A 26,697-nucleotide genomic window follows, 5' to 3' on the forward strand; every position below is an offset into this window, starting at 1 on the left:
ATCGTGGTCAACATCCATAGCGGCCACGCCGCAGCTGACGAGGATGAGACTGAAGAGGGCGCTGCAGAGTAAACCTGCCGCCCTGCGGGGCAGGCTCTGCCTGCCCCGCTCCAACCGTTTATGCCACCCATCAACGCCCACCCCATCAAACTCATCGCCGGACTCGGAAACCCGGGTGGCGACTACGCTGAGACCCGTCACAACGCCGGCTTCTGGTTCGTCGAACAACTCGCCAGGCGCTACAACGGCAGCTTTCGCGCTGAATCGCGCCACCATGGCCAGCTCTGCCGCATCAGCGTCAGCGGACGTGACTGCCGGCTGTTGATGCCATCTACCTTCATGAATCGCAGCGGTCAGTCGGTGTCGAGCCTTGCCAGCTATTTCAAGATCGCTCCTGAAGAGATCCTGGTCGCCCATGACGAACTCGATCTACCCACCGGCCAGGCCCGCCTCAAGCGCGGCGGCGGCCACGCCGGGCATAACGGTCTACGCGACATCATGAGCGCCATCGGCAGCCGTGACTTCCTGCGCCTACGCATCGGCATCGACCGCCCCCAGCAGAAGGGACCGGTCACTAACTATGTGCTGGGGCGCCCCTCCAAACAGCAGCGTAGCGAGATCGAGGATGCCATCGACAAGGCCGCTGACTGCCTCGAGCTCCTGATTCAGGGCGAGTTGCCACAGGCGATGAACCGCCTCCACAGCAGCCGCTAGCGGCAGGATCATAAAGTCGGCTTATAATAGCCAAGCAGACTATTCTTATATTGCGCGGCCAAGCGGCCACACAACCGTTCTGATCTGGAGACCTGGCGATGACCTACAGCCGCATCCTGCTAACTGCACTTCTACTCCTTCTCTGCTGGCCGCTAGCTGCAGAACAGAGCGACCCGGAGGCGATCGCGCTGCTGCAGAAGAGCGAGACACTGATGCGCTCCAGCGGCACTATCGCCCAATATAAGCTCGAGATCATCCGCCCCGATTGGCAGCGCACCATGGAGTTTGTCAGCCACGACGACTATCCCAACAACCGTTTCCGCATGGAGATACTCTCGCCACGCAAGACCAAGGGCACGGTATTTTTAAAGATCGGCGACCAGCTCTCGATGTTTCTCCCTAAGTTACGCCGTCAGATCGCCATCTCCCCGGCGATGATGCACGATGCCTGGATGGGTTCTGACTTCAACAACCAGGATCTGCTCGAAGCCAACTCGTTGATCGATGACTACACCCACCACATCACCGCACGCCAGGGTGAAGGCAAAACTGCGCTCATCACCATCACCTCCCTGCCCAAACCCAACGCCAAGGTCAGCTGGAGCAAGCTGCAGCAGCAGATCCGCGGCGACGGCATCCCGCTCTCCATCACCTACGGCTGCAATGACCCCACAGGCGGTCGGCAGCTAAAGTTTGAAGCGGTGCAGAAACTTGGTGGCCGCAACATCCCCACCCGCATGATCATGCAGCCACAAGGCCAGCCTGGCAGGCGCACCGTCATCACCATCAAATCAGCATCCTTCAACCAACCCCTGGATGAGGCGTTGTTTGCCCCACAGGCAAAGAAAAAATAGTCGATACTCCTGCTCATGGGGAACACTGCAAGCTCGGCCAACCGACTGATTCTTGCTGTCGCACTGCGCAGCCTGAGCGACAATCTGCGCCGCACCCTGCTCACGGTGGGAGCGATCGCAACCGGCCTCGCCTCGTTGATCTTCCTCTGGGGCTTTAACGATGGCCTGCACCACAACATGTTGCAGAACTTTCAGGAGTCGATCATCGGCAGCCTGCAGATCCACCGCCAAGGATTCTTTGAAAACCCCAAGCTCTCACTCCATCTGCGCCATCCCGATCAGGTAACTCAAACCCTCAACCGACTCGGTGCGAACACATGGAGCCCACGTCTAGAGAGCTTCGCCCTAGCCGCCTCCGACACCACCACCGAAGGGGTGATGCTGATCGGCATGGACCCAGTGCACGAACCCCGCGTCACCAAGCTGAAAGAGCGCATCGGCGAGGGGCGTTTCCTACAGCCCGGCGATACGTTTGTCTGCATCCTCGGCGCCACCACCGCGCGCAATCTCAAGATCGGGCTTGGCGACTCCCTGGTGCTGCTCGGCTATGACCGCTTTGGTGCGCTGGTGGCGGAGGAGTTCCGTCTGATTGGCATCATCACCAGCGGTGAGATGGGGCTCGACCGTGGCATGGCGCTCACCAGCCTAAGCGCACTGCAGGAGATGCTCGACTTCCCCGGTGGCGTTACAGACCTGGTGGTCAGGGTTCCGGAAGAGCGCCTCAATTCGCTGAAGGCGGATCTTCTGCTGACACTAGCCGATCAGGACCTGGAGGTGATGGCCTGGAGCGACATGTTTCCGGTGATGCAGGAGTGGATCACCCTGCACAACGGCTTCCTCTACCTGTTCCTCGGCGTTGTGTTGTTCATTGTGCTGGCCGGTGAACTCAATACCCTGTTGCTGTCGATGCTTGAACGCACCCGCGAATTTGGTATATTCATGGCGATCGGCACCCAGCCCCGTCAACTCACCCTGATGATCCTCAGCGAGGCGCTGGCGATCGGCCTGCTTGGCATCTTCTGCGGCATTCTGCTCGGTATTGCAATTGTGCTGCTCACCCAACACACCGGCATCGATCTGTCGCTGCTGCTGGGCTCCACCACCCGCTTCTATGTCGACCCGCTGATCTACCCGAATCTCAACCTGCAACATCTCGGCATCACCACCCTGGCGAATCCTGCTCACCTCCCTGCTGGCGGGCATCTACCCCGCGCGGCGAGTCAGCCGGCTGCAACCCGCCGAGGCGCTGCGCCATGTCTGACGCAACCAGGCTCCCCGCCCGCCTCTATCTGCAGCTGAGTCTGCGTAATCTCTGGCGCAATCCGCGGCGCACCCTCATCACCCTCTCCGTGATGATCTTCGGTATCGCCACCCTGACCCTGCTCGGCGCGCTCAACGATGGCTGGCTCGAGCAGATGCGCACCAACTTCATCCTTAGTTTCACCGGCCATGTGCAGGTGCATGCACAGGGTTTCGAGGCATCGCAGAACCTGGCTGATCACATCGAGCTGCCCGAGGAGGTGACTAGCCTGATGTCGAGCATCATCGAGATCCAGAGCTGGACCCAGCGCATCCGCAGCTCCGGGCTAATCTCACGCGGCGGCAACAGTGCCGGCGTGCAGATCATGGCCATCGACCCCGAACAGGAGACCTGGGTCACCCACATGCACGAATCTGTGGTGCAGGGGCGCTGGCTCAATCCAGGTATGGCCCACGATCTACTGCTTGGCGCAACCGTGGCACAGAATATCGGCGCAAAACTGGGCGATCGGGTGGTGCTGATGTCACAGACTGCCAGCGGCAAGATGGTCTCAGAGATCTTCTTCCTGCGTGGCGTCATCGAGTCGGGCGCACCGCAAATCGACCGCACCCTGGCACTGATCCCGCTCGATTCGACGCAACTCTGGCTCGGCATGCCGGGAGTGGTCACCGACATCGTTATCCGCGCCCAGCAACACCAGGATACCGACCGCATCCGGCGCATCCTACGCCAGCTTCTCTCGGAGCAGGACTACGAAATCCTCACCTGGAAGGCTCTCGATCCAATGGTCCGCCAGTGGCTCGACTTTAGTGATGCCTACGGGCTGGTAATCATCCTGGTCGTGGCACTGCTGGTGCTGGTGGAGATCCTCAACACCATGCTGATCGCCTTGCATGAACGGCAGAAGGAGCTGGCGATCATGCTTGCAGTGGGCACCCGTCGCCGGCAGATCTTTGCCATGCTGCTGTTGGAGGCGGTAATGCTGATCCTGTTCGGTAGTCTGCTCGGTTATCTGGTCGGTGGCGCGGTGGTGTTTGCACTGGCCGATCAGGGAGTCGACCTCTCCGCCTATGCCAATGCCTTCCAGTTTTTCTATATGGACCCGGTCATCGTGCCGAACCTGAGCGCCGAGAGCACCCGGCGTATCCTCGGCACCACCCTGATTGCTTCGCTGGTGGCCGGTATCTATCCCGCCTGGCAGGCCACTCGCATCCAGCTCAGCCAATCTCTAAGAATCCAGTAAGCCCATGCAAGAAAACAAAAGCAACAACATCATCGAGGCCAAAGATATCTACAAGTGCTACTGGGTCGGCACCATGCCCTATCCCGCCCTCAACGGTATCAACCTACACATCAAGCCCGGCGAGTTTACGGTGCTGGCGGGACGCTCCGGTTCGGGCAAGAGCACCCTGCTCAACCTGATCGGCGCACTGGAGTCTGCAGACCGGGGGCAGATTCTCATCGACGGAAAGAACATCCTTGCCCAACCCGAACAGCAGCGCAGCCAGTTCCGGCTGCGAAACATCGGCTTTGTGTTCCAGTCTTACAATCTGGTGCGGGTGCTCAGCGCGCGGGAGAATGTCGCCTATGTCTGTCAGCTGCAGGGCAAGAGCCGCAAGCAGAGCGAGGCGATCGCCAACCACTGGCTGAACGAGGTCGGTATAGAGCATCTTGGCTATCGCCGCCCGGACCAGCTCTCCGGCGGCCAACAACAGCGGGTTGCAGTTGCCCGGGCGCTGGCCAGCGAACCTCGCATCGTACTGGCGGATGAGCCCACCGCGAATCTCGACTCCAGCACCGGGCGGGATCTGATCCAGTTAATGCAGGGGCTGAATCAGAAGCTTGGGTANGACCTTCCTGATCTCCTCCCACGATCCGGACGTAATACAGGCCGCCGGACGCCTGATTAAGCTGGCCGATGGGCGGGTGGTGAATGCCGACCAACCACAGTCGAGCCAGCCTGTCAGTATCACCAGCGCCTGCCCGATGCAAAACTTGCCGCTGCGGGAGCGCCTGCGCGGCTTCTTCCGCAAAAAAAACAACCGGGCAACAAAAAAACGGCAGCGCCCAATTGGACGCCGCCGTTCCTGATAGCCTCACCGTCAAATCCACTGGCGGCGCAACCGCTCCGCTCAGAGGCGCTGCTCGGCGAAGGCGATCCGCTTCGACTCCTTCAGGTGTTTGGGAAGAAAATCGAGCTTCTTCTTAGGATATTGGGGGTCAGTGTAAAAACTCATAGTGGGATGATGTGATTTTTACTCTGACCCCAAATTTGCAAATTTTAGACGGGACAACTTCTCCGTGTTACCTGCATACTTGCTGCAGGATTGCCTTGATATCTAGAAACTCTATCTTCTTTGTATGGTTTCGAATAATGCCGTCACTCTGGAGCTTGGTCAGCACCCGGCTAAGGGATTCAGGCCGCAAACCCAGATAACTGGCGATATCTCCTTTTGACATGGGCAGATCCACGCTGCCTGTATTGTCATTTTTCTTAATAATCTTCTTTTCGCAAAGCATCTGCAGAAAAAATAGCAGACGCTTTTCACCACTCACATAGCGCCCATGCACGATGGTCTCGTTCGTGTAGCGAATCTTCTGCCCCAGAATGATCAATAGCTTCCGTTGTAGCCTCGGCACGAACGAACAAAGCGACTCAAGCTGATTAAAAGGGAGTTCACAAACCAGAGTCCGCTCCAATGCGATGGCATCGTGGCCATATTGCTGGGCACCGATCGACTCCAGGCCCACCAGGTCGCCCCGAAAAAAGAAACCATCCACCAATTTCGCACCCTCGAAAGAAGCGGTTTCGATCTTGGCAGCACCCGACTGAATGACAAACAAGGACTTGAATTTGCCCTCTACCCTGAAGATGGCCTCTCCGGGCTGGAAAGGACCCAGGGTACGAGTAATCTTACGTAGCCCCAGCAGCTGCTCTTCACTGAGTCCCTCCCCCAGGCAGCGATACCTTGCTTCACACTTAGAACAATCCAATTCAGATTGATGCTGAGCGGCTTGTCCTTGCGGCGATGCTGCCTGACCATCCCCGCCTCCTTCACTGGTCGTTATGTTTTTTTTCATTTTTTCTGAGGATGCAATTTAAAATAAAAGGGGTCGGAGTCAAACCGGATAACACGCGCCACCTAGCCGTAACGCCGTAGTACGGTTTGACTCCGACCCCTTGGTGTCTTCCTTGGTGCCTTGGTGAGGAGGCGTGGGTCAGATCTCTTTATATATCTCGCTGCCCTGCTGCTTAAACTCCACCGACTTCTCATTCATACCCTTCTTCAACGCGTCGATCTCTGAAATCCCCTGTTTGGCGGCGAATTCGCGCACCTCCTGGGTGATCTTCATAGAGCAGAAATGGGGGCCGCACATGGAGCAGAAATGCGCCACCTTGTGGGAGTCGTGGGGCATGGTCTCGTCATGGAAGTCGCGAGCCTTTTCCGGATCGAGGCCGAGGGCGAACTGATCCTCCCAGCGGAACTCGAAGCGCGCCTTGGACATAGCGTTGTCCTGTAGCTGGACGCCGGGAAAACCCTTAGCCAGGTCGGCGGCGTGGGCCGCAACCTTGTAGGTAATGATGCCTTCCCGCACGTCTTCTTTATTCGGCAGGCCCAGATGTTCCTTGGGCGTGACGTAGCAGAGCATAGCGGTGCCATACCAACCGATCTGTGCCGCACCGATGCCTGAGCTGAAGTGATCGTAGCCGGGGGAGATATCGGTGACCAGTGGGCCGAGGGTATAAAACGGCGCCTCGAAACAGTCGGCCAACTCCTTGTCCATGTTTTTTTTGATCATCTGCATCGGCACATGGCCAGGGCCTTCGATCATCACCTGCACGTCATGTTTCCAGGCGATCTTTGTGAGCTCCCCCAGGGCCTCCAGCTCACCGAACTGGGCGGCGTCGTTAGCATCAGCCAGGCAGCCGGGTCGCAGGCCGTCACCCAGAGAGAAGGCGACGTCGTAGGCCTTCATGATCTCGCAGATATCTTCGAAGTGGGTGTAGAGAAAATTCTCCTCATGATGGGCCAGACACCACTTGGCGAGGATCGAGCCGCCACGGGAGACGATACCGGTGACGCGATCAGCCGTCAGCGGCACGTGACGCAACAGCACGCCAGCATGAATGGTGAAGTAGTCGACGCCCTGCTCTGCCTGCTCGATCAGGGTATCGCGCATGATCTCCCAGGTGAGATCCTCGGACTTGCCGTTGACCTTCTCCAGTGCCTGATAGATGGGCACGGTGCCGATCGGCATGGGGCTATTGCGCAGGATCCACTCACGGGTCTCGTGGATGTTTTTGCCGGTGGAAAGGTCCATCAGGGTATCGCCGCCCCAACGGGCGGACCAGGCCATCTTCTCCACCTCCTCGTCGATGGACGAGCTGACGGCGCTGTTACCGATGTTGGTATTGATCTTCACCCGGAAGTTGCGACCAATGATCATCGGCTCCATCTCCGGGTGGTTGATGTTGGCGGGAATGATGGCACGCCCGGCGGCGATCTCAGAGCGCACAAACTCCGGGGTAATCTCATCAGGGATCTGCGCGCCCATCGGCTCACCGGCATGCTGGCGTAGCAGTTTGGCGTAGCGTGGATCGGCCTTCATCTCCTGCAGACGGCAGTTCTCGCGGATCGACACGAACTCCATCTCCGGAGTGATGATGCCCTGGCGGGCGTAGTGCATCTGGGTGACGTTCTGGCCCGGCTTGGCACGACGCGGGGCGCGAATGTGCTCGAAGCGCAGACCGGCCAGTTCCGGGTCGCCCTGGCGGGCACGACCGTATTCAGAGCTGGGGCCCTTCAGCTGTTCGGTGTCATTCCGCTCATCGATCCAGCCAGAGCGCAGGTCGGGCATGCCCTTCATCAGGTCGATCTTCTGCTCCGGGTCGGTAAAAGGACCAGAGGTGTCGTAGACGGTGATCGGCGGGTTCTCTTCCGCACCGAAACTGGCGGCGGTGGGATCCTGCTCGATCTCGCGCATCGGCACGCGGATATCGGGGCGCGAACCCTCGACATAGATCTTCTTCGACTTGAAGAAGGGACGGGTCACCTCTTCGGAGAGGTTGGCGGTCTTTTTGATGAAATCTTCTGGGATGGCGCTCATGGTGGCTGCTCTCAAGATACAGAGGGAAGCGAGCGCTGTCGGTGCGTTCAGCTTCCCTACGCCGGCATTAACCGGATCAGGTGGTAAGGGTCTCTCTCAGCCTGAAAATCAGGCGCCCCTAGCTGGTTGTCTCACTGTGTGGGGGTTGTTTACTGCGCCGACCATGGCGCCACGTTGATTGGGGCTTATCACCCCTCCGCTGCAATCCCGGAACAGTATATAGATGGCGCCATGCAATGCAATTCCGTCCCAACTTAAAGCCAATAAACATCACGGGGTTATCAACCGCCACGATCATCATGCAGGGAAAACGTCCAACAGTTATTCAGATCCACAGCCCCCAGCTCCAGCACCTCGGAGTCTAGCCTCCTCTCTACCACCGCACCCCTCCGCCTTGCCTGAAAGAGGCAAAATCCGTAGGCTTGTTTGGCAAAGTCAATTCAATATTAGGCACAAGGTTTTACCAATGATCGAGAGCAGTATCGAACGGGCCCGCTTCAATATGATCGAGCAGCAGATCCGGCCCTGGGAGGTCCTCTCCCCGGCGGCACTGGAGACCCTGCAGACGCTACCCCGCGAGGCTTTTGCGCCGGCGGCCTACCGCGGCCTGGCATTTGCCGATTGCGAGATCCCGCTCGGCCACGGCGAGACGATGCTCTTCCCGCGCATCGAAGGCAAGGCGCTGCAGTCGCTCGATATCCAGCCCTCTGATCTGGTCTATGAGGTCGGCACCGGCAGCGGTTTTCTCACCGCCTGTCTGGCGAAGCTCGCGCGGCAGGTGGTCAGCATCGACATCCATCCCGACTTCACCGAGCAGGCAGCCGCCCGCCTCGACGAGATGGGCATCCACAACGTCTCGCTGAGCACCGGCAATGCGCTGCAGACCCCGTCGATCAAAGGTCCGTTTGACGCCATCCTGGTCTCCGGCTCGGTCCCCACCAGTGAGCAGGCAGAGATCTTCCGCTCCCAGCTGAAGCCCGGCGGACGTTTGTTTATCGCGGTCGGTGAGGCACCGGTAATGGAGCTGCTGCTAATTACCCGAGAATCGGAGCGCGCGTTCCGTGAAGAGGCTATCCTCGAGACTGAACTGAAGGCGTTGCAGGGAGCCGCGCCAGCGAAGTCATTTGAGTTCTGAAGCCAAGCGCCGGGAGCCGATTCTCTGCGCATTGCGCCTGACCCTTTCGACAAAACGAGATGCGCGATGAATCTGCACAAAGTAAGACTACCGCTTGCCCATGCAAAAAGCTCCCAGTTGCTGATCATCAATGTGCAGGAGAAGCTGGCGAAGGCGATGTACACGCCGCATCGCGAGCAGATGCTAATCAACATCAACCGCCTGAGCCAGGCGGCCCGGATACTGGAGATCCCAGTGGTGCTCTCGGAGCACTACGCCAAGGGCCTTGGACGCACCCTGCCTGAGATCACCCAGCACCTTGCCCCCGAGGTGGATGCCAAAGACAGGCTCGCCTTCTCCTGCTGCACCGCCCCCGGCTTCGAGGAAGAGCTTGAGCGCGCCGAAGAGCGTAAGCAGATCATCATCGTTGGCCTGGAATCCCACATCTGTGTGCTGCAGACGGCATCCGGCCTGCAGCAGTGGGGGTATCAGGTATTTGTGGTGGAAGACGCTATCGCCTCCCGCTCATCCAATAACCGCCGCAACGCCATCGAACGCTTGCGTGGCGGCGAGGTCATCATCAGCAATGCGGAATCGGTCGCCTATGAGTGGCTAAGTGACGCCGGCCACGCCCACTTCAAAGAGGTCACACAACTTTTTCGTTAGCGCCGCCCGCCGGCTAACAGCTGATCGACCTGCTGCAGCAGCCGCTGCAGCGCACCACGGTTGGCCTCCACCAGCTCCCGGCCCCGCTCACCCACCACGCTACGCTGACTGGCATCTCCCAGCCAGCTCAGCAACAGGGCGACCAGCCCGGCGACATCCTGCACTTGGCGGGCCGCACCCTGGACCAGAAACAGCTCACTGATCTCGGCAAAGTTGAACACATGCGGGCCAAACACCACCGGCACCCCCTGGGCCGCCGCCTCGAGGATGTTATGCCCACCCACCGGCACCAGACTGCCCCCGATGAAGGCCAGATCGGCAGCACCGAGAAACAACGGCAGCTCCCCCATGCTGTCGCCGAGAAACACCGCAGTGCTCCCGCTGCAGGGACGCTGCTGCGAGCGGCGCACCATCGCCATCCGACTGACACTCACCAGCTCGGCGACCCGCTCGAAACGTTCCGGATGACGCGGCACCAGCACCAGCAGCGCATTCGGCAGACGCTCACGAACCTGCGCGTGGGCCTCAAGGATCGGTCCCTCCTCACCCTCGTGGGTGCTGGCAGCGATCCATACCGGTCGCTCCTGCCCCCACTCGCGGCGCAGCACATCGACCTGCTCACGCAGGCTCGCCGGCAGGCGCAGATCAAACTTGACACTGCCGCTCACCAGCAACCGCTCGGAGATAGCACCCAGGCCGATGAAGCGTTCTGCGTCCCGCTCACCCTGGGCGGCAATCAGATCGATCCGCTGCAGGGTCTGCCGAGTCAGACCAGCCAGCCGCTGATAGCGGCGCGCCGAACGAGCCGAGAGACGCGCATTCGCCAGCAGTGAAGGCACTCCCCGCCGCTGACACTCATGCAGCAGATTGGGCCAAATCTCGGTCTCCATCAGGATCAGGATACGCGGTCGCAGGGCACGGAAAAAACGCCGCACCACCAGCGGCACATCCAGTGGGGCATAGAGGTGGTGCACCTCACCGCCAAACAGCTCATCAACCCGCCTGGCACCGGTGGGGGTGGTGGTAGTGACCACCAGCGGCATCTGCGGATAGCGCAGCAGCAGCTCACGGATCAGCGGCTGGGCGGCCTGCACCTCGCCCACCGAGACCGCATGCAGCCAGATCGAATCCTGCTGCAGGGCCAGCGGCAGTGAACCAAACCGCTCCAGCCAGCGCTGCCGGTAGGCCGGCGCGCGCAGGCTGCGCCAGAAGAGCCGCAGCACCACCAGCGGCAGCAGCAGATAGACCAGCAAGGTGTAGAGGCCGCGCATCAGCGACCAGCCAGGACGGCCTCAATCGCCGTCACGTTTGAACGCAGATGTGCCGGATTGATGGTGCCGATGATCATGCTGCTGACGCCGGGCTGGTCGAAGATGAACGCCATCGAGCGGAGAACGCCCTCGGCCCCCTGCAGATGGCCACTCATCAGTCCCTTTTTCACCAACACCCCCTTGCCCGCATCCGCCGCCGCCTGCAGCACCGGCAGCTCTTCGTTGTAATCAAGATTACAGGTCACCATCACCAGATCGCACTTCTGCACCACCTGCAGCCCACCCTCAATGGTCTTGCTCGACATACCGATGGCCCGCAGCTTGCCCTCTTGTTTGAGTTGACGCAGGGTATCCAGCACTGGCTCCTGTTCAAGGATTCGCAGATCCTTACCCTGGGAGTGGATCAGCACCAGATCCAGATAGTCGGTTCTCAAGCGCCGCAGACTGCGCTCCACGCTGGCGCGGGTATGCTCGGCGGAAAAATCGAAGCGCGACTCGCCCGCCTCGAAGATCTCCCCCACCTTGGTGGCAATCACCCAGTCGTGACGACTGCCAGGCAGCAGCTCGCCGAGGCGCTGCTCGCTATTGCCGTAGGCGGGGGCGGTATCGATCAGGTTGATGCCCAGATCGCGGCTCAGCGTCAGCAGCTCCCGCACCGCCCGGTCATCCGGGATCTCGAACCGACTCGGGTACTTCACCTGTTGGTTGCGGCCAAACTTCACCGTGCCCAGCCCCAGCGGGCTGACCTGGATGCCGGTCGTGCCAAGCGGTCTCAGCTCCATTGTGCGTGTTCCCAGGGCAGTGCTGCCCGTTGTGGGGCGGGCCAGTCAGGCACCACCTCTGGTAGATTTGGTTCGATGCCAGCGCTGCGCAACTGCGCCTCCACCTGGCGCGCCAGCAGCGGCGCAAAGGCCAGCTTGGTGGGCCAACCGACCAGCACACCATCCCGTTCCTCCAGATAAGGATTATCGGGGCGCTTGCCGTCAGGCTGGCGGGGTTCGGCGCGATCCACGTTCAGCGTCGCCCACTGCACGCCTCTCAGATCGACCCAAGGCAGCAGCGCCTGCAGCTCTTGTTGCGCCGCGGCTATCTGCGCATCGGCATCGCGGCCAACGCCATTTTCGGCGATCTCGCCTCCCAGGTACCAGACCTGCGTGCCATCCGCCACTGGGTAGCTGGTGATCGTTAGGCGCGGATTGGCGCTGGCGCCGAGACAGTGGGCATAGAGCGGCGGCAGTGCACCACGCAGCATCACCATCTGCAGCGGGCGACGCTGCATCGCCGGGGTGTCGCGGCCGAGCCGGCGCAGCAGTGTCTGGTTACCGGCACCGGCACTGAGCAGGATGCGCCGGGAGCGGATCTCCAGCTGACGGCCATCCTCGCCCTGCAGCCTTAGATGGTTTTCAGAACAGAACTCGACCACTTCTGGCCCCGCCAGCTGCAGACAACAGTCGCCGTGTTGACGTTGCAGTTCCATAATTAAGGAAGCGATGTCGAGCACCGGCTCATCGAGCTGGTAGACGCTGCCGTGGAACGCTGGGTCACGAAACAGTGCGGGACGATCTTCCCCCTGCACCTCGCTGATCCGGCTCTGCATCACCTTACCGGCGAAGAAACCCGCCATCCGCGAGAGCATGCCATTCGACCAGAGGTGCTGATGCGAGGCGAGTAGCCGTACCCGGCTCAGATCGATCTCGCCACGGCCAGCTAGGCAGTCACGCCAGATCTGTGGCATCTCGCGAATCGCCTGGGAGGAGCCAGTCAGCTTGCCGGCCAGTGCGTACTTTGTGCCACCATGGATGATCCCCTGGGAGGCCATCGTCTGCACCCCGCCGAGGTACCCCGACTCCAGCAACAGACAGGCGTAACCGGCCTGGCGCAGGCGGGTCAGGGTCCAGAGACCGGCGATGCCGCCGCCGAAGATGACGATGTCGGTTTCGACTGTTTTCACTTTGATTTTCACCGCGTCGCAACAACTGGCTTGCAGTCGCAGAGCGCTAGTGTCCGTCCGGAAACGCGCATGCTAAACGCAAAGGTCGCAAAGAATTAATTACCTATTAATTCAATCGATTAGGTTATTTTCAACCCCTGTGCCTCCGGGTGCTCCGCGTCTATTCCCGAGTTTCTGGATGCAGACTAGCTCTCCCGGATCGACTCCACTATCCGTGTCGTCGAGACACCTTCCACATAGCTCAGCACCCGCACCTCGCCCCCCGCCTCACGGGTGCAGGCTGCGCCGGGGATCTTGTCCGGATCGTTGTCGCCGCCTTTTACCAAAAAATCGGGCTTGAGGCGGCAGATCAACCGCTCTGGGGTCTCTTCACTGAACGGCACCACCCAATCGACACAGGCCAGCGCTGCCAGCACATGCATGCGGTGCTCGAGGCCGTTCACCGGCCGATTCTCGCCCTTCAGCTGGCGCACCGTTTCGTCCACGTTGACCGCCACCACCAATCGGTCGCCGAGGCGGCTCGCCTCCTCCAGATAGGTGACATGACCGGGGTGGAGGATGTCGAAACAACCGTTAGTGACAACGATGCTCTCGCCCTGGATGCGGGCTAGGCCGATCAGCCGCAGCAACCCATCTTCGTTGACCACGCCGCGGTGAGTCGCCTGATGCTCGAGCATCGCCGCCTTAAGTTCGTCCACCGTCACCGAGGCGGTGCCAAGTTTCCCGACCACCACCCCGGCGGCCACGTTGGAGATGTGGGTGGCCAACTCCAGGCTGAGCCCGGCCCCCAAGCCCGCCGCCAGCACTGAGATCACGGTATCGCCGGCACCGGTGACATCGAACACCTCGCGGGCATGGGTCGGCATGTGTCGGGGTTCCAGGTCGCGCTGCAGTAGGCTCATCCCCTGCTCACCACGGGTGATCAGTAGCGCCTGCAGATCATGCTGCCGGATCAGCGCCTGGCCCTTGCTGACGAGCTCCTCCTGATCCCGGCAAGGACCGACCACCGACTCGAACTCGGCCAGGTTGGGGGTCAGCAGGGTGGCGCCACGGTAGAGTGAGAAATCCTGCTGTTTTGGGTCCACCAGCACCGGCTTGCCGTGCTGCCTGGCCAGCTCGATCAGCCCCTGAATATCCTGCAGGGTGCCCTTGGCGTAATCGGAGAGCAGCAGCAGATCGACCTCTTCGATCACTGCGCGGCAGGCCTCCAGCAGCAGCTCGCTGCCGGCGGCCGGGAAGTCATCCTCAAAGTCGAGGCGAATCAACTGCTGGTGACGGCTGACCACCCGCAGCTTGGTAATGGTGGGAAGGCCATCCAGATATTCGAAACGGCAGTCGACCCCGGCGGCATCAAGGATATCCCCCAGCATCCGACCCGGCTCGTCATCACCGATGATCCCCGCCAGCATGGCGTTGCTTCCCAACGCGGCGACATTCAGCGCCACATTGCCGGCGCCACCGGGGCGCTGTTCCTCTTCGCCCACCCGCACCACCGGCACTGGCGCCTCCGGCGAGATGCGCACCGCCTCGCCGTGCCAGTAGCGGTCGAGCATCACATCCCCCACCACCAGGATGCGGGCCTGCTCAAAGCTGGGAATTTCGATCGACATCGCTCTCGTCCGGGTCACAGGAAAAGCGCGATCATAGCATGAGCACCGCACCAACTGGTGATCACTGAGCCGCCCCGGTAGAATTGCCGACGGATTTCTTTACACCCCGCCAGGACCGAGCCCGCATGCCCAAACTCACCAGCAAGACCCTCTATCTGCGGCTGCTCGGCTACGTCAAACCCTACCGCCGGCTGTTTGCGCTCTCGATCTTCTTCACCGTGCTGCTGGCGCTCACCGAACCGATGCTGCCGGCACTGCTCAAGCCACTGCTCGACGGCAGTTTCGTGGAGAAGGATCCGCAGACGATCCGCCTGATGCCGTTCGCCCTGGTCGGCGTGTTCCTGCTGCGCGCCCTCACCAGCTATGCCAGTACCATGACCATCAACGCGGTCTCGACCCGGGTGGTGATGGACCTGCGCAACCAGATCTTCGACAAGCTACTGTGCCTGCCCAACCGCTTCTATGATGACAACCCCACCGGCACAGTGCTCTCCAAGGTCACCTTCAACGTCGAGCAGGTGGCCGCCGCCTCCACCGAGGTACTGATCGTGCTGGTGCGCGACTCGGTGGCGGTGCTCGGGCTGGTCAGCTACATGCTCTGGCTCAACTGGCGACTGACCCTGGTGGTGTTCCTGCTGGCGCCGATCATCGTGCTCATCGTGCGCCTGATCAGCAAGCGTCTACGCCGCCTCAGCCACTCGATCCAGAGCTCGATGGGAGAGATGACCCATGTACTGGAGGAGGCGATCCAGGGCAACCAGGTGATCAAACTGTTCGGTGGCCAGGCCTACGAGTCGGGCCGTTTCCGCGAGATCAGCAACTGGGTGCGGCGCTACCACATGAAACGCGTCGCCGCCGCCTCGATCAGCTCACCCGCCGGCCAGATGGTAATGGTGCTGGGACTCGCCGGGATGCTCTATTTTGCCTCGATCCAATCGCTCAACGACCAGCTCAGCGTCGGCTCCTTTGTCTCCTTCATCGCCGCCATTGTGATGCTGCTGTCACCGCTGAAAAAGCTGATCCGCATCAACGAGCAACTACAGCAGGGGCTGGCGGCGGCAGAGAGTGTGTTTGACCTGGTCGATGAGCCGAGCGAGGCAGACCAGGGGCAGCGACCGATCGAACGCCTCAGCGGCCAGATCCACTTCGAGAGGATCCACTTCAGCTACCAGGGCGCAAGTGAGCCGGCCCTGCGCGACATCGACCTGAAGATCGCGACCGGCGAGACCGTTGCCCTGGTCGGCCCCTCCGGCAGTGGCAAGAGCACCCTAGCGAGCCTGCTGCCGCGCTTCTATGAGCTGAATCAGGGCCGGATTCTGCTCGACGGCATCGACTGCCGCGAGATGCCACTGGCACAGCTGCGCAACAACATCGCCCTGGTGAGCCAGGATGTCACTCTGTTCAACGACACGGTAGAGGCCAACATCGCCTACGGGTTGATGCGCGGCACCCCCCGCGACAAGGTGCTGGAGGCGGCTCGCGCCGCCCACGCCATCGAGTTCATCGAACAGATGCCAGACGGCATCGAGACCCTGATCGGCGAAGATGGCACCCGCCTCTCCGGCGGCCAGCGCCAACGCCTTGCCATCGCCCGCGCGCTGCTCAAGGATGCGCCTATCCTGATCCTCGACGAGGCCACCTCGGCACTCGACAACGAATCGGAGCGCTACATCCAGGAGGCACTGCAGACCCTCACACAGAACCGCACCACTCTGATCATCGCCCACCGCCTCTCTACCATCGAGAGCGCCGACCGGATCCTGGTGATGGAGCAGGGCCGCATCATCGAGCAGGGCGACCACACCAGCCTGATGGCCCGCAACGGGGTCTATCGCACACTCTACGACACCCAGTTCGCCAGTTAGTCGAGGATCAACTCACCAACCAGCAGCGCATCCACTGCGACGATAACCCGCTGCGCCGACAGCTGATCAAGGCAAAGGCTAGCACTGCCCTTGTGGCGCTCGCACCCCTCCTCCCGGCAGGGCACGCAGGCCTCCGCATAGTGCGGCTGCAGCAGGCTCACATTGGCCACCCGCTGCGCTGTTTCGGAATACATCTTGAATGGCGGCTGAGTATCGGCATAACCGCTCGGCCAGGGGCCCCACTTGACCGGGTTGCTCGGACCGAACAGCGCCAGAGTTGGCGTACCGCAGGCGGCAGCCAAGTGGGTCAGGGCGGTATCCGGGCCGACGAACAATGATGCGTGACGCATCAATGCCGCCAGCTCGCCGAAGCCAAAGCGCGCCGGGATTGCCAGCGCCGACTCCGGCAGCGTTGCCGCCAGTCGCTCGCAGAAGCTACGCTCCTCCGGGTCTGGCCCGCCGGTGATCAGCAGTTTCAGACCACGCCCAGCAAGATGCGTGAGCAGCGCCTGCCAGCCCGCCTCAGTCCAGCGCTTGTAGCGCCACATGGGAAAGGGGTGGAGCAGCACAAACGCATGTCGGCCAAGGAATCCGCCCAGCTCACCGAAGGGGTCACTCGCAGCGACGGGCGGTACCAGCTGGTGCAGCGGCGCGATGCCCAGCACCCGCGCCAGCATCAGATTCTGCTCAACGGTGTGGGTCTGGACATTATCGAGCAGGGTCCAGCCCTGGTTGATCCAGCGTTTCCAACGGCTCTTGGGCAAGCAGGTCAGGGATTAGGCTGACCCGCCTGGGCGCCGCCAGGAACGCATAGACATTCGGTCGATCCCCCGCCAGCGTCGAGACTGCCAGCTCGTAGCGGCGAAAGATACGCCGCCACAGCACCCGGTACTGGGCGAAGTCGGGGTGCTCCTCGATCTCGATCACCTGATTCAGATCGGGATTGCCCTGCAGCATCTGGCCCTTATTTTTATAGACCAAGACATCGATCACCGTCTCCGGCCAGGCACGGCACATCGAACGCAACAGCGGCGTCGCCAGCAGCACATCGCCGATCTGCCGGGTAGCGATCAGCAGCACTCGCTTAGGTGGTTTAGTGAGAGGCCGCTGCAGCGGCTTGAACGCAGGCAGTTCAGCCACCACCCGCCTCCAGCGTCGGATTCAGGTAACGACTCACCCCCTGCTCGGCATAGGCACTGCGCTCACCCAAAAGGGTTGCCTCCAGCCGCTGGCGATTCTCCGCCTCCATCGCACGGGGATTCTCTGCATGCCAGAGATGCAACACTGGCAGGGCAAAACGGCCATCCTTGTGATAGCGGCCACTGGCGATCAGTCGTGCCGCCAGATCAGCATCCTCATGTCCCCAGCCCTGGAACGATTCATCGAAACCGTTCACCGCAAGAAAATCCTCCCGCCAGAGCGCCAGATTACAGCTCCGCGCCCCCTGCCAGCGCCGTGCCCGGCGTTTGCGGAAGCGCGCCTCACCGATCCGCAGCAGCGGTAACAGGCGATTGACCCCGCCGCTAAGACGGGCGGTGAGCCACTGCCTGGCGCTCCAGTCCGGCGGCCAGAGCTCGCCGTCGAGCACCCGCCGACTGAGGCTGGGATTCAGCAGCAGGCGGTTGCCGGCGACAAACCAGCCCGGCTCGGCGAGGTCCAGCTGGCGCTCGACAAAATGGGGGAAGGCGATGCAGTCGTGGTCGAGAAAGATCAGATAGTCGCCGCTGGCTCGGGCCACCGCCTGGTTACGGATCGCCGCCGCACGAAACCCCTGATCCGGCTGCCAGACGTGATGCAGCGGACAGGGCGCGCTCACTGCCAGCTGCGCGATCCGCTCACGGGTCTGAGGCCCTGAGCCATCATCGGCGACGATGATCTCATCCGGCAGCCGGCTCTGCCGGAACAGGCTCTGCACAACACAGGCGAGCGCCTCCGGCCACTGGTAGCTGGTGACGATCAGACTCACTCTCACCGACGCCGTCCCAGGTAATAGAGTTTGAGGTATTTGTAGTAGACCCCCTCGGCATTGGAGATCGCCAGCATCAACCCCTCGCGCCATCGAGAAAGCCGGCGCGCAAGATATAACCGCGCAGGAAGCTCCAGAGACCACGCAGCAATGCCTTGCCGACCCCACCCCGCTTGCCCTGTTGCAGCATCCGCTCGGCGCTGGCGCTGGAGTAACGGTTGACCTTCTCCAGCACCTGCTCCAGGTTGTCGAAACTCTGGTGGGTGAGCGGGTTCTCCAGACGCCCCGCCGGTGGCACGAACAGCAGTCGTTCATGGACCAGATCATCGCTGAAGCGCGCCTTGCCGCGACGGAACAGCCGTGCCACATGGTCGGGCCACCAGCCACCGTGGCGCATCTGCCGGCCACAGTAGGAGGAGAGCCGAGGAATCTTGTAGACTGCCGGGGCCTCATCAGCCAACACCAGCAGTTGGTGGATCTCCGCCTGCAGCGCCTCGGGCACCTGCTCATCCGCATCAATCGACAGCACCCAGTCGCCTCTGGCCTTGTCGAGCACCCGGTTTTTCTGCACGCCGAAGCCTTGCCAGTCGCGGTTCACAAACACCTTGTCGGTGTATTCTCGACAGATCGCCAGAGTCTCGTCACTACTGCCGGAGTCGAGCACTAGGATCTCGTCGGCCCAGCTCACCGACTCCAGGCAGGCACGGATCCGCGCCGCCTCGTTACGGGTGATGACGATCACGCTGAGGGAGGCGGGCGTGCCCTCGCGCAGCGCCTGGGCGGTGGCCTCTCTGGTCCTGGCAAACAGGATCCCGGCGAGGATCACATAGAACTTGCCCTCACCGTGGTCCATCAGGAAGGAGTTAAAGAGGCAGCCCAACGCCATCGCCAACACCAGCGCCTGAGCCAGTCTCCGCTGTTCCGGCCGCATCAAACCGGCAAAACGCCACTGCAACAGGAAGAAGAGCAACAGTGCGCCCATACCGAGCAGCCCCAGCTGCACCCCCAGATTGAGATATTCGTTATGGGGATTATCGGTCAGCGGCACTCCCTTGGCGTTGGCGTGCTGCTGGTACTCGTGGATAAAGCTGCCGGTACCGGTACCGATCAGGGGATGCTTCAGGATCAGTTCGATGGAGTTTTCATAGTAGGAGAGACGCAGACCGGTGGAGCTCTCTGCTGCCCCTCCCTCAAAGTAACTGCTGGCATTATCCAGTAGCGCCTGCATCCGCGGCCGGAAACCGTCGGAAAACTGCATCGCCGCAGCTCCCAGCGCCAGTGTCAACAGCGCTCCGACCAGCAGGCCGCGCCAGCGCCAATGGTGCCAGGTGGCCAACACCACCATCACAAACAACACCAGCTGCCCGGTGCGCCCCGGCACCATCACCAGGATGTTGTAGAGCATCAGCAGCAGGATGCCAGCCCACAACAGACGCCGGGCTGGCTGACGCATAAACAGATCGAACACCAGATAGGCAGCGAAGGCCATAAAGAAGTTGTGCGCGATACGCCCCTTGAATGGCGCAAACTCCTGCTCTGGCTTGCCCTCCGGCCAGAACCCCAGCAGCTGCGCATAGGAGAGCAGCAGCACCAACAGCATCGCCAGCACAAAGGCCATCAACGCCCGCTGCTGCCATTTCGGCTCATTCAGCACCGACACCAGCAGCGCGATATAGATCAGCTTGTGATAGGCCCCCCAACCTTCAAGCGCCTCACTAAGACCCACACTCGAATAGCTCACCCCCAGACCCAACAGAGCAAACAGCCCCAGCGCCATCAGCGCCACCGGATTCTGCCGAACCCGCTGCCACTTGTTGGCAAAGTCGCCGCTAGCGATCCAGAACAGCAGGAACAACCCCATCGTGATACCCACCCAGGCGGTGGGCAGCGGGATGGCAAAGGCCGCCGCCACCGCCATCCCGCGGGCCAGCTCATCGCTCTGCTGCTGCCATTGGGGGCGTGCGCTCATCTGCCTCAATCCCGGACCAGCTTGTAGTGCTTCTTGCTCAACTCCAGCCCGAACCAGCGCTCCAGACGCATCGCCCGACGGTGTTTCAGTTCGCGGCGGGTTGGCAGGTAGTCAGGATCAGGGACAAAGCTCTGCTGCGCATCTCGCGCCAGCCAGTCGACCATCACCGCCGGGTGAGTTCCCTGAAACCGCGCCAGCGCCTGAGGGTCGATGGCGTAGCCTTCAAACTTAGGCGGCTGATGGCCCCAGTAGCGACTCACCTGATTGATCTTCTCGCGCATCCGCTCGCTGCTGCGCACATGGCCGTAGTGGTAGATCGGCGCATTCGCCAACGCAGCCCGCGGATAGCGGCCCTGCTTGTTTCGATCCATCACCACAAAAAACAGCCCATCGGGGGAGTAGCTGCGAATCGAGTTGCGGATGATCCGCGGTGCGCGCCGATACCAGCCTGGACTGACTGCCAGCCACTCCGGGCTACCGTAGAAATGGTGGTAGTCGAACACCAGCGCCTCCACCTGCGGGTCATCCAGGTGACGCTGCATACTGGCGAGGATGCTATCCAGATCATCCTCATGCAGCACCTCATCCCCCTCCAGATAGAAGGCCCAGTCGCCGCTGCAGTTGAAGTGGGCGATCATCTTCTGCTGGGCATAGACATAGCCGCGGTCCTGCATCGCCTCGTTCCACTGAGTATCGATGATACGGATCTTGTCGCTGCCGATCGCCTCGATCTGTTTACGGGTACCGTCGTCACTCTGCCCCACCGCCACCACAAACTCGTCGCAGATCGGCAACACTGAACGGATGCTCTCGATGAAGGGATAGCCCAACAGCACGCCGTTGCGCAGAAAGGTAAAGCCGCTGACTCGCATGGTCACTCTTCGCTCACTCTGGATCAGGAAGCGACTGTGCCATGTTCGCCTGCAGTTGCGCAAAGACCTGCGGCGGCGACAGGGTTTGAAAGCAGAGCGGCTCGCCCAGATCCGACAGCGGGCAGCGCCGCCTCAGACAGGGTACACACTTCATCGCCGCCTGGAGATTCTGTTGGCGCGCGCCAATCAACCCGGTCAGGCCCGCTGCGGTGGGACCAAACAGCACGACGCTTGGCACCCCCAATGCCCCAGCCAGATGGGCTAGGCCGGTATCGACCGAGACCACCCCGGCCGCTCCGGCGAGCAGCGCCGCCAATTCACTCAGCTGTAGGCGCGGCATCAGCTTGGCGCTGGCGCTACTCTTGACCAGGCGCAGGCCACGCTCCCGCTCCGCCGGGCTGCCCCAAGAGAGCTGCACCTTAAAACCCGCCTCGGCGGCCAACCCGATCAGCTCCCGCCACTGGGACTCGGGGTAGTGTTTGCTCTGCCAGGTGGTGCCATGCAAAAAGAAGAGGTAGGGCGGTGCTGCAGGATCGGCCTGCTGAAAGCGAGAGGCGATGCCAAAATCGGCCGCGCTCTCTGGCAGAGGATAGCCAAGGGCGGCAGCAAATAGCTGGCGCAGCCGGGCTACCGCGTGTTGCCCCTTGGCTACGCTGAAACAGCGGTCGTAGCCGAGGAAGGCGAGAGGCTCCCGCGCCGAATNAACATCCAGGCCGACCACCTCACCCCGCGCCTGCACTGCCAGCAGGGCGCTCTTCAGCAACCCCTGAGCATCGATCACCAGATCATACTCGCGCTCACGCAAGAGCGTGCGGAAGCACCGCCACTCGCCACTGCGCCAGGCCTGCAGCGGCGCTTTACGCCAGCGCCGCAGTGCTACCGGGATCACCCGCTCCACCGCCGGGTGCCAGGCGGGGATCTCGCCGAAGCCCTCCTCCACCAGCCAGTCGAAGCGGATACCGGGGATCGCCCGCTGCGCATCGCTGAGCGCCGGCAAGCTGTGGATCAGATCTCCCAGGGAGGAGGTCTTGACCAACAGCACTCTCATCGGGGTAGCGCCTCCAGCGCATCGATCACCGACTCTACCGGCAGCCTGTTGAGGCAGTCGAGATGGCCTTTCGGGCATTCACGCTGAAAGCAGGGGCTACAGTCGAGGCCCAACCGCACCACCTTGGAACGGGAATTCAGCGGCGGCGTGAAACCGGGGTCGGTGGAGCCATATACCGCCACCAGACGGCGATCCAACGCGGCTGCGACGTGCATCAACCCAGAGTCGTTGCTGACCACCGCATCGGCCAGGGAGAGCAGATCCACCGCCTGCGCCAGGGTGGTACGCCCGGCCAGATCGACACAGGCCCCGTCGCTCAACCGATCGATCTCGGCGCAAGCAGGCTGATCCTTGTCGGCCCCAAACAGCCAGACCTGCCAGCCCTGGGAGAGATAGTGGTTGGCCAGCTCCGCATAGTGGGCCTCGGGCCAGCGCTTGGAGGGACCAAACTCGGCACCAGGGCAGAGCGCCAGCAGTGGCCGTTCGCCTTTCTTCAGTCCCAGCGCCTGCAGCGCCCGCTGGCGCTCGGCGGGGTCAACCTGCAGCGCCGGGGGCTCAATCTCCGGCAGCTCATGCTCCCCGGCGGGCTGGGCCAGCGCCACGAAGCGCTGCACCGTCATACGCCAGCGCTGTTTGTCGAGCCGGCGGGCATCGTTGAGCAGACCGTAGCGCAGCTCACCGATCCAACCGGTACGTAGAGGGATCCTAGCCCAGAAGGGGACCAGCGCCGATTTGAGGGAGTTGGGGAGGAGGATCGCCTGAGAGTAACCACGATTGCGCAGCGAATGGCCGAGCCGCCAACGCTCAGCCAGACCGAGGCGGCCATGGCCGAGCGGCATCTCGATCGCCGCATCCACCTCTGGCATACGCGCCAGCAGTGGCTTGCTCCAACCGGGGGCGAGAACCTCGACAGATGCTTCGGGGTCGCGCCGTTTCAGCGCCTTGAACAGGCTCTGAGCCATCACCATATCACCGGCCCAGGAGGGGCCGACCACCAGAATGGGGGAAGCGGAGCCCAAACCGATGGCGCTGATCAGTCGTCCAGCTGGTAGCTTGCGCCACAGTAGGGACAGACCGCGCTGCCCGTCTTCTCGATCGGCAGGTAGACCCGCGGATGCATAGCCGCCAGCGGCGCGTCTTGGGGCGGGCAGCTCAGCGGCAACTCGCTACGCTTGACCTTGATCACTTCCTGCCCGACAGGGCGTGCGTTGGATTCAGACATGGGATCTTCCTCTGGAAAAGCAGCGGGTTAGACGTACGCCAGCCACTCGGGGCGGGTCTCGCGGCGGCCGTGGACCTGGTCGAAGTACATCTTCTGCAGCCGCTCGGTGATCGGGCCGCGACTACCGGAACCGATCTGGCGGTTGTCGACCTCGCGGATCGGTGTCACCTCGGCGGCTGTGCCGGTGAAGAAGGCCTCGTCGGCGATGTAGATCTCGTCGCGGGTAATGCGACGCTCCACCACCGGCACGCCGATCTCGCCGGCCAGCTCGATCACCGTCTTGCGGGTGATGCCATCCAGTGCGGAGGTCAGATCGGGGGTGTGCAGAACGCCGTCGCGGACGATGAAGATGTTCTCGCCGGAGCCCTCCATGACAAAACCGTTGGCATCCAGCAGCAGCGCCTCGTCGTAGCCATCGTGCAGCGCCTCCTGCAGCGCCATCATCGAGTTCATGTAGTTGCCATTGGCCTTGGCCCGGCACATGGTGGCGTTGACGTGGTGACGGGTAAAAGAACTGACGCGGATGCGGATGCCCTTGTTGATGCCGTCATCGCCCAGATAAGCGCCCCACTCCCAGGCGGCGACCATCACATGCACCTTGAGATTTCGGCGCGCAGCCCCATGCCCTCGGAGCCATAAAAACACATCGGACGGATATAGGCGGAATCCAGGTTATTTTCGCGCACCGCCGCCCGCTGCGCCGCGTTAAGGGTGTCGCGATCGAAGGGCATCTGCATCCCCAGGATATGGGCGGAGTTGAACAGCCGTTCGGTGTGCTCCTCAAGCCGGAAGATGGCGGTGCCCTGTTCAGCGTGGTAGGCCCGCACTCCTTCGAACACGCCCATGCCGTAGTGCAGGGTGTGGGTCAGTACGTGGGTCTTTGCCTCGCGCCAAGGCACCATCTCACCGTCAAGCCAGATGACCCCATCGCGATCCGCCATTGTTCCTATCATCAACTACGCCTCGAATGCTTCTACTCTGCCATCAGGTCGGCCCACGCCTCCCTGACCATGGCGCGCTCTTCTGTCAGCTGATCATCGGCGATCAGCGCCGCTTGATCCTGGAGCGCGTTGCGGTGATAGACCGCACGGAAAACCTTGTAGGCGCCAGTCATCAACTCCGCGGTGTCGCCGGCCAGCAGACCAAGCCGCGACAACGTCTCCAGCAACCGGACATTGTCGGTCCACTCCAGCAGTTCGGGGTGTTGATGCGCCCACCGAAGGACCGCGTATTGAACCATAAATTCAATATCGACGATACCGCCCCGCCCCTGCTTCAGATCGAACTGGGCGGCACTGCTTTTATCCAGGCTCTGGCGCATCTTCTCGCGCATTTCCAGCACCTCGGCGCGCAGCCGCTGCGCCTCCCGCGGCTGGCCGAGGATATGCCGGCGAACCGCCTCAAAGCGTGCCTTCGCCTTCGGGTCACCTGCCACCGGGCGGGCACGAATCAGCGCTTGGTGCTCCCAGGTCCAGGCCTTCTCCTGCTGATAACTCTCGAAGGTCCGCATCGAGCTGACCATCATCCCGGAATTGCCGTTGGGCCGCAGCCGCATATCCACCTCGTAGAGGATGCCGGAGGGGGTGCGGGTGGTGAAGAGGTGGATCATGCGCTGCGCCAGGCGCGCATAGAAAACCTCCACCGGGATCGACTTTGCGCCGTCTGTCTCGGCAAACTGATCGTCAATGGCGTGCAGAAAGACCATATCGAGATCGGAACTGTAGCCCAACTCGATGCCGCCGAGCTTGCCGTAGCCGATCACCACGAAGCTGCTCTCGCCGACCGCCAGCCCCTTCGGTGCTCCGTAGCGTTGCACCATCGCAGCCCAGGCCTGCTCGACACCCGCACGATGCTGGTCTCGGCGATCTCGGTCAGATAGTCGCTGACCACCATCAGCGGAACCTGTCCAGTGATATCCGCCGCCGCCACCCGCAGCATGTTGCTCTGGGTGAACTGGCGCAGCCGCTCCATCTGCTGCTCCAAATCGTCCTTCTCGATCCCGGCGAGCTGGACCTCCAGCTCCTGCTCCAATTCCCGGCGCTTGAGCGGCGAGTAGAGCCGACGCGGATCGAGCAGCTCATCCAGCAGGATCGGATGCCGCGACAACAGCCGGGTGATCCAGGGACTGACGCCACTCAGCCGCACCAGCTGCGACAGCCCCAGCGGGCTCTCCACCAACAGCGCCAGATAGGCGGTGCGGCGCACGATCGACTCGAGCAGATCAAGCAGCCGTTGCAGGGTCTGATCCGGATTCTCCTGCTGCCCCGCCGCTTCCAGCAGCAACGGCATCAGCTCACCGAGGCGGGCGCGACCGCGCGCGCCCAGGCCACGGCAGGCGGCGCAGCCGTGAAACTGCTGCAGCCGCCGGTGGGTCTCGGCCACCGCATTAAAGCCAGCCTCGGCCAGCGCCGCCTGGGCCTCCTCCGGCTCCATACTCTCATCCCAGACGCCACTCAGCGGCTGGCTGTCACTCTCTACCTCGGCCTGTGGCGCGGCAAATACCTTGTCAAAATGCCCCTGCACCCGCTGCCGATGGCGCGCCAGCGCCGCGGCAAACGGCTCCCAGCTGCCGAAGCCCATGGCCCGGGCCAGACGCAGCCGCAATCCTTCATCCGTTGGCAGCAGGTGGGTCTGGCGGTCCGCCCAAGCCTGGATACGGTTCTCCACCAGACGCAGGAACTCATAGGCCTCAGCCAGCTCACGCACCACATATTCGGGCAGGTACTCTTTCTGCTGCAGCCGCTTCAACACCGGTAGGATTGGCCGGATCTGCAGCTCGGAATCCCGCCCGCCGCGGATCAGCTGAAACGCCTGGCCGATGAACTCGATCTCGCGGATGCCGCCGGCCCCCAGTTTGATATTGGCGTCCATACCCTTCTTGTGCAGCTCAGCGCTGATCATGCGCTTCATCTTGCGCAGCGATTCGATGGCGCCAAAGTCGAGGTAGCGACGGTAAACAAACGGGCGCAGTAGCGCCATCAATACCTCACCCGCCGCCGGATCACCCGCCACCAAGCGCGCCTTGATCATGGCATAGCGCTCCCACTCCCGCGCCTGGGAGTGGTAGTAGTTCTCCAGGGCATCGAAGTGCATCGCCAGCGGACCAACACTGCCAAAGGGACGCAGGCGGGTGTCGACGCGAAATACAAAACCGTCTGGGTTGACGGTATCGAGCGCCTGCACCAGACGCTGGCAGAGGCGAATG

General features: G+C 62.0%; 23 protein-coding genes, 2 pseudogenes and 1 riboswitch. Of the genes and pseudogenes, 8 read left to right on the forward strand and 17 right to left on the reverse strand.

Annotated features, from left to right (window positions below):
* The first annotated feature begins 120 nt into the window (after nucleotides 1-120).
* From pth to RIFP1SYM_RS05955, 5 genes are all read left to right on the forward strand, one after another.
* Nucleotides 121-714, forward strand: coding sequence for an aminoacyl-tRNA hydrolase (gene pth, locus RIFP1SYM_RS05935; protein ID WP_005960822.1), 594 nt, complete (start codon nucleotides 121-123; stop codon nucleotides 712-714).
* 98 nt (nucleotides 715-812) lie between these two features.
* Nucleotides 813-1,568, forward strand: coding sequence for an outer membrane lipoprotein-sorting protein (locus RIFP1SYM_RS05940; RefSeq protein ID WP_005960823.1), 756 nt, complete (start codon nucleotides 813-815; stop codon nucleotides 1,566-1,568).
* Nucleotides 1,569-1,583: 15 nt separating this feature from the next.
* Entirely contained in the window at nucleotides 1,584-2,867 is a 1,284-nt protein-coding gene (locus RIFP1SYM_RS05945) for an ABC transporter permease (RefSeq protein WP_005960824.1), read from the forward strand.
* On the forward strand, nucleotides 2,822-4,072 hold the full coding sequence (locus RIFP1SYM_RS05950) for an ABC transporter permease (protein WP_005960825.1): 1,251 nt from the start codon (nucleotides 2,822-2,824) through the stop codon (nucleotides 4,070-4,072). The genes RIFP1SYM_RS05945 and RIFP1SYM_RS05950 overlap by 46 nt, the downstream gene beginning before the upstream one ends.
* A 73-nt stretch (nucleotides 4,073-4,145) precedes the next feature.
* The gene (locus RIFP1SYM_RS05955) at nucleotides 4,146-4,739 is read left to right on the forward strand and encodes an ABC transporter ATP-binding protein (RefSeq protein ID WP_476756436.1); all 594 of its coding nucleotides are present in this window, start codon (nucleotides 4,146-4,148) and stop codon (nucleotides 4,737-4,739) included.
* Between the two features lie 394 nt (nucleotides 4,740-5,133).
* Here the strand turns inward: RIFP1SYM_RS05955 and RIFP1SYM_RS05960 are convergent, their stop codons facing one another.
* On the reverse strand, nucleotides 5,134-5,910 hold the full coding sequence (locus RIFP1SYM_RS05960; RefSeq protein ID WP_005960829.1) for a Crp/Fnr family transcriptional regulator: 777 nt from the start codon (nucleotides 5,908-5,910) through the stop codon (nucleotides 5,134-5,136).
* A gap of 138 nt (nucleotides 5,911-6,048) precedes the next feature.
* On the reverse strand, nucleotides 6,049-7,938 hold the full coding sequence (thiC, locus tag RIFP1SYM_RS05965) for a phosphomethylpyrimidine synthase ThiC (protein ID WP_039959844.1): 1,890 nt from the start codon (nucleotides 7,936-7,938) through the stop codon (nucleotides 6,049-6,051).
* A gap of 36 nt (nucleotides 7,939-7,974) precedes the next feature.
* A riboswitch (TPP riboswitch) is annotated at nucleotides 7,975-8,068 on the reverse strand.
* Nucleotides 8,069-8,404: 336 nt separating this feature from the next.
* On the opposite strand from thiC, the gene RIFP1SYM_RS05970 reads away from it, so the two are divergent.
* Together RIFP1SYM_RS05970 and RIFP1SYM_RS05975 are read left to right on the forward strand one after the other, a co-directional pair.
* Nucleotides 8,405-9,073, forward strand: coding sequence for a protein-L-isoaspartate O-methyltransferase family protein (locus RIFP1SYM_RS05970; RefSeq protein WP_006475789.1), 669 nt, complete (start codon nucleotides 8,405-8,407; stop codon nucleotides 9,071-9,073).
* Nucleotides 9,074-9,139: 66 nt separating this feature from the next.
* On the forward strand, nucleotides 9,140-9,718 hold the full coding sequence (locus RIFP1SYM_RS05975; protein ID WP_005960832.1) for an isochorismatase family protein: 579 nt from the start codon (nucleotides 9,140-9,142) through the stop codon (nucleotides 9,716-9,718).
* Here RIFP1SYM_RS05975 and waaA read toward each other — a convergent pair.
* The 4 genes from waaA to hldE form a co-directional block, all read right to left on the reverse strand.
* Nucleotides 9,715-10,989: a lipid IV(A) 3-deoxy-D-manno-octulosonic acid transferase gene (gene waaA / locus RIFP1SYM_RS05980; protein ID WP_005960833.1), complete on the reverse strand. Its 1,275-nt coding sequence runs from the start codon at nucleotides 10,987-10,989 to the stop codon at nucleotides 9,715-9,717. The two genes, RIFP1SYM_RS05975 and waaA, sit on opposite strands and share 4 nt — an antisense overlap.
* The gene (locus RIFP1SYM_RS05985; protein ID WP_005960834.1) at nucleotides 10,989-11,771 is read right to left on the reverse strand and encodes an aldo/keto reductase; all 783 of its coding nucleotides are present in this window, start codon (nucleotides 11,769-11,771) and stop codon (nucleotides 10,989-10,991) included. Before RIFP1SYM_RS05985 ends, waaA begins: the two co-directional genes overlap by 1 nt.
* On the reverse strand, nucleotides 11,762-12,940 hold the full coding sequence (locus RIFP1SYM_RS05990) for an FAD-dependent oxidoreductase (protein WP_006475631.1): 1,179 nt from the start codon (nucleotides 12,938-12,940) through the stop codon (nucleotides 11,762-11,764). The genes RIFP1SYM_RS05985 and RIFP1SYM_RS05990 overlap by 10 nt, the downstream gene beginning before the upstream one ends.
* A gap of 185 nt (nucleotides 12,941-13,125) precedes the next feature.
* Nucleotides 13,126-14,550: a bifunctional D-glycero-beta-D-manno-heptose-7-phosphate kinase/D-glycero-beta-D-manno-heptose 1-phosphate adenylyltransferase HldE gene (gene hldE / locus RIFP1SYM_RS05995; RefSeq protein WP_006475632.1), complete on the reverse strand. Its 1,425-nt coding sequence runs from the start codon at nucleotides 14,548-14,550 to the stop codon at nucleotides 13,126-13,128.
* A 125-nt stretch (nucleotides 14,551-14,675) separates the two neighbouring features.
* On the opposite strand from hldE, the gene msbA reads away from it, so the two are divergent.
* Nucleotides 14,676-16,415 carry a lipid A export permease/ATP-binding protein MsbA gene (gene msbA, locus RIFP1SYM_RS06000; protein ID WP_039959846.1) on the forward strand — a complete coding sequence of 580 codons (1,740 nt, stop codon included), beginning with the start codon at nucleotides 14,676-14,678 and terminating at the stop codon, nucleotides 16,413-16,415.
* Here the strand turns inward: msbA and RIFP1SYM_RS06005 are convergent.
* The 11 genes and pseudogenes from RIFP1SYM_RS06005 to glnE all read right to left on the reverse strand — a co-directional run.
* A complete protein-coding gene (locus RIFP1SYM_RS06005) occupies nucleotides 16,412-17,179 on the reverse strand; it encodes a glycosyltransferase family 9 protein (RefSeq protein ID WP_240992030.1) in 768 nt (255 codons plus the stop codon). The two genes, msbA and RIFP1SYM_RS06005, sit on opposite strands and share 4 nt — an antisense overlap.
* Complete coding sequence (locus RIFP1SYM_RS16885) at nucleotides 17,124-17,555, reverse strand: glycosyltransferase family 9 protein (protein WP_139042076.1); 432 nt, start codon at nucleotides 17,553-17,555, stop codon at nucleotides 17,124-17,126. The genes RIFP1SYM_RS06005 and RIFP1SYM_RS16885 overlap by 56 nt, the downstream gene beginning before the upstream one ends.
* Nucleotides 17,548-18,387 carry a glycosyltransferase family 2 protein gene (locus tag RIFP1SYM_RS06010; RefSeq protein ID WP_240992031.1) on the reverse strand — a complete coding sequence of 280 codons (840 nt, stop codon included), beginning with the start codon at nucleotides 18,385-18,387 and terminating at the stop codon, nucleotides 17,548-17,550. Before RIFP1SYM_RS06010 ends, RIFP1SYM_RS16885 begins: the two co-directional genes overlap by 8 nt.
* Nucleotides 18,388-18,457: 70 nt before the next feature.
* Entirely contained in the window at nucleotides 18,458-20,350 is a 1,893-nt protein-coding gene (locus tag RIFP1SYM_RS18980) for an O-antigen ligase family protein (RefSeq protein WP_420855214.1), read from the reverse strand.
* A 5-nt stretch (nucleotides 20,351-20,355) separates the two neighbouring features.
* Nucleotides 20,356-21,222: a glycosyltransferase family protein gene (locus RIFP1SYM_RS06020; RefSeq protein ID WP_039959848.1), complete on the reverse strand. Its 867-nt coding sequence runs from the start codon at nucleotides 21,220-21,222 to the stop codon at nucleotides 20,356-20,358.
* A gap of 13 nt (nucleotides 21,223-21,235) precedes the next feature.
* The gene (waaC, locus tag RIFP1SYM_RS06025; protein ID WP_039959849.1) at nucleotides 21,236-22,270 is read right to left on the reverse strand and encodes a lipopolysaccharide heptosyltransferase I; all 1,035 of its coding nucleotides are present in this window, start codon (nucleotides 22,268-22,270) and stop codon (nucleotides 21,236-21,238) included.
* On the reverse strand, nucleotides 22,267-23,289 hold the full coding sequence (waaF, locus tag RIFP1SYM_RS06030) for a lipopolysaccharide heptosyltransferase II (RefSeq protein ID WP_005960844.1): 1,023 nt from the start codon (nucleotides 23,287-23,289) through the stop codon (nucleotides 22,267-22,269). Before waaF ends, waaC begins: the two co-directional genes overlap by 4 nt.
* Before the next feature lie 14 nt (nucleotides 23,290-23,303).
* Nucleotides 23,304-23,492 carry a zinc-finger domain-containing protein gene (locus RIFP1SYM_RS06035; protein ID WP_005960845.1) on the reverse strand — a complete coding sequence of 63 codons (189 nt, stop codon included), beginning with the start codon at nucleotides 23,490-23,492 and terminating at the stop codon, nucleotides 23,304-23,306.
* 27 nt (nucleotides 23,493-23,519) lie between these two features.
* Nucleotides 23,520-24,445, reverse strand: a pseudogene (locus tag RIFP1SYM_RS06040) (branched-chain amino acid transaminase).
* A 20-nt stretch (nucleotides 24,446-24,465) separates the two neighbouring features.
* Nucleotides 24,466-24,825: a [protein-PII] uridylyltransferase family protein gene (locus tag RIFP1SYM_RS19115; protein WP_369126560.1), complete on the reverse strand. Its 360-nt coding sequence runs from the start codon at nucleotides 24,823-24,825 to the stop codon at nucleotides 24,466-24,468.
* Between the two features lie 123 nt (nucleotides 24,826-24,948).
* Nucleotides 24,949-26,675, reverse strand: a pseudogene (gene glnE / locus RIFP1SYM_RS19120) (bifunctional [glutamate--ammonia ligase]-adenylyl-L-tyrosine phosphorylase/[glutamate--ammonia-ligase] adenylyltransferase); the annotation flags it as partial.
* Nucleotides 26,676-26,697: the final 22 nt, after the last annotated feature.

It is taken from the genome of endosymbiont of Riftia pachyptila (vent Ph05), assembly GCF_000224455.1.
Lineage (GTDB): Bacteria > Pseudomonadota > Gammaproteobacteria > Chromatiales > Chromatiaceae > Endoriftia > Endoriftia persephonae.

What these genes read in the sequence shown, in the direction of transcription:
- RIFP1SYM_RS06020 (WP_039959848.1), bottom strand. Translation starts at nt 21,222, where the DNA reads ATGCGAGTCAGCGGCTTTACCTTTCTGCGCAACGGCGTGCTGTTGGGC.
- thiC (WP_039959844.1), bottom strand. Translation starts at nt 7,938, where the DNA reads ATGAGCGCCATCCCAGAAGATTTCATCAAAAAGACCGCCAACCTCTCC.
- hldE (WP_006475632.1), bottom strand. Translation starts at nt 14,550, where the DNA reads ATGTCGATCGAAATTCCCAGCTTTGAGCAGGCCCGCATCCTGGTGGTG.
- waaA (WP_005960833.1), bottom strand. Translation starts at nt 10,989, where the DNA reads ATGCGCGGCCTCTACACCTTGCTGGTCTATCTGCTGCTGCCGCTGGTG.
- RIFP1SYM_RS18980 (WP_420855214.1), bottom strand. Translation starts at nt 20,350, where the DNA reads ATGAGCGCACGCCCCCAATGGCAGCAGCAGAGCGATGAGCTGGCCCGC.
- RIFP1SYM_RS05950 (WP_005960825.1), top strand. Translation starts at nt 2,822, where the DNA reads ATGTCTGACGCAACCAGGCTCCCCGCCCGCCTCTATCTGCAGCTGAGT.
- pth (WP_005960822.1), top strand. Translation starts at nt 121, where the DNA reads ATGCCACCCATCAACGCCCACCCCATCAAACTCATCGCCGGACTCGGA.
- RIFP1SYM_RS05940 (WP_005960823.1), top strand. Translation starts at nt 813, where the DNA reads ATGACCTACAGCCGCATCCTGCTAACTGCACTTCTACTCCTTCTCTGC.
- RIFP1SYM_RS19115 (WP_369126560.1), bottom strand. Translation starts at nt 24,825, where the DNA reads ATGCGCGAGAAGATGCGCCAGAGCCTGGATAAAAGCAGTGCCGCCCAG.
- RIFP1SYM_RS05945 (WP_005960824.1), top strand. Translation starts at nt 1,584, where the DNA reads ATGGGGAACACTGCAAGCTCGGCCAACCGACTGATTCTTGCTGTCGCA.
- msbA (WP_039959846.1), top strand. Translation starts at nt 14,676, where the DNA reads ATGCCCAAACTCACCAGCAAGACCCTCTATCTGCGGCTGCTCGGCTAC.
- RIFP1SYM_RS05960 (WP_005960829.1), bottom strand. Translation starts at nt 5,910, where the DNA reads ATGAAAAAAAACATAACGACCAGTGAAGGAGGCGGGGATGGTCAGGCA.
- RIFP1SYM_RS05970 (WP_006475789.1), top strand. Translation starts at nt 8,405, where the DNA reads ATGATCGAGAGCAGTATCGAACGGGCCCGCTTCAATATGATCGAGCAG.
- RIFP1SYM_RS06035 (WP_005960845.1), bottom strand. Translation starts at nt 23,492, where the DNA reads ATGTCTGAATCCAACGCACGCCCTGTCGGGCAGGAAGTGATCAAGGTC.
- RIFP1SYM_RS05975 (WP_005960832.1), top strand. Translation starts at nt 9,140, where the DNA reads ATGAATCTGCACAAAGTAAGACTACCGCTTGCCCATGCAAAAAGCTCC.
- RIFP1SYM_RS05985 (WP_005960834.1), bottom strand. Translation starts at nt 11,771, where the DNA reads ATGGAGCTGAGACCGCTTGGCACGACCGGCATCCAGGTCAGCCCGCTG.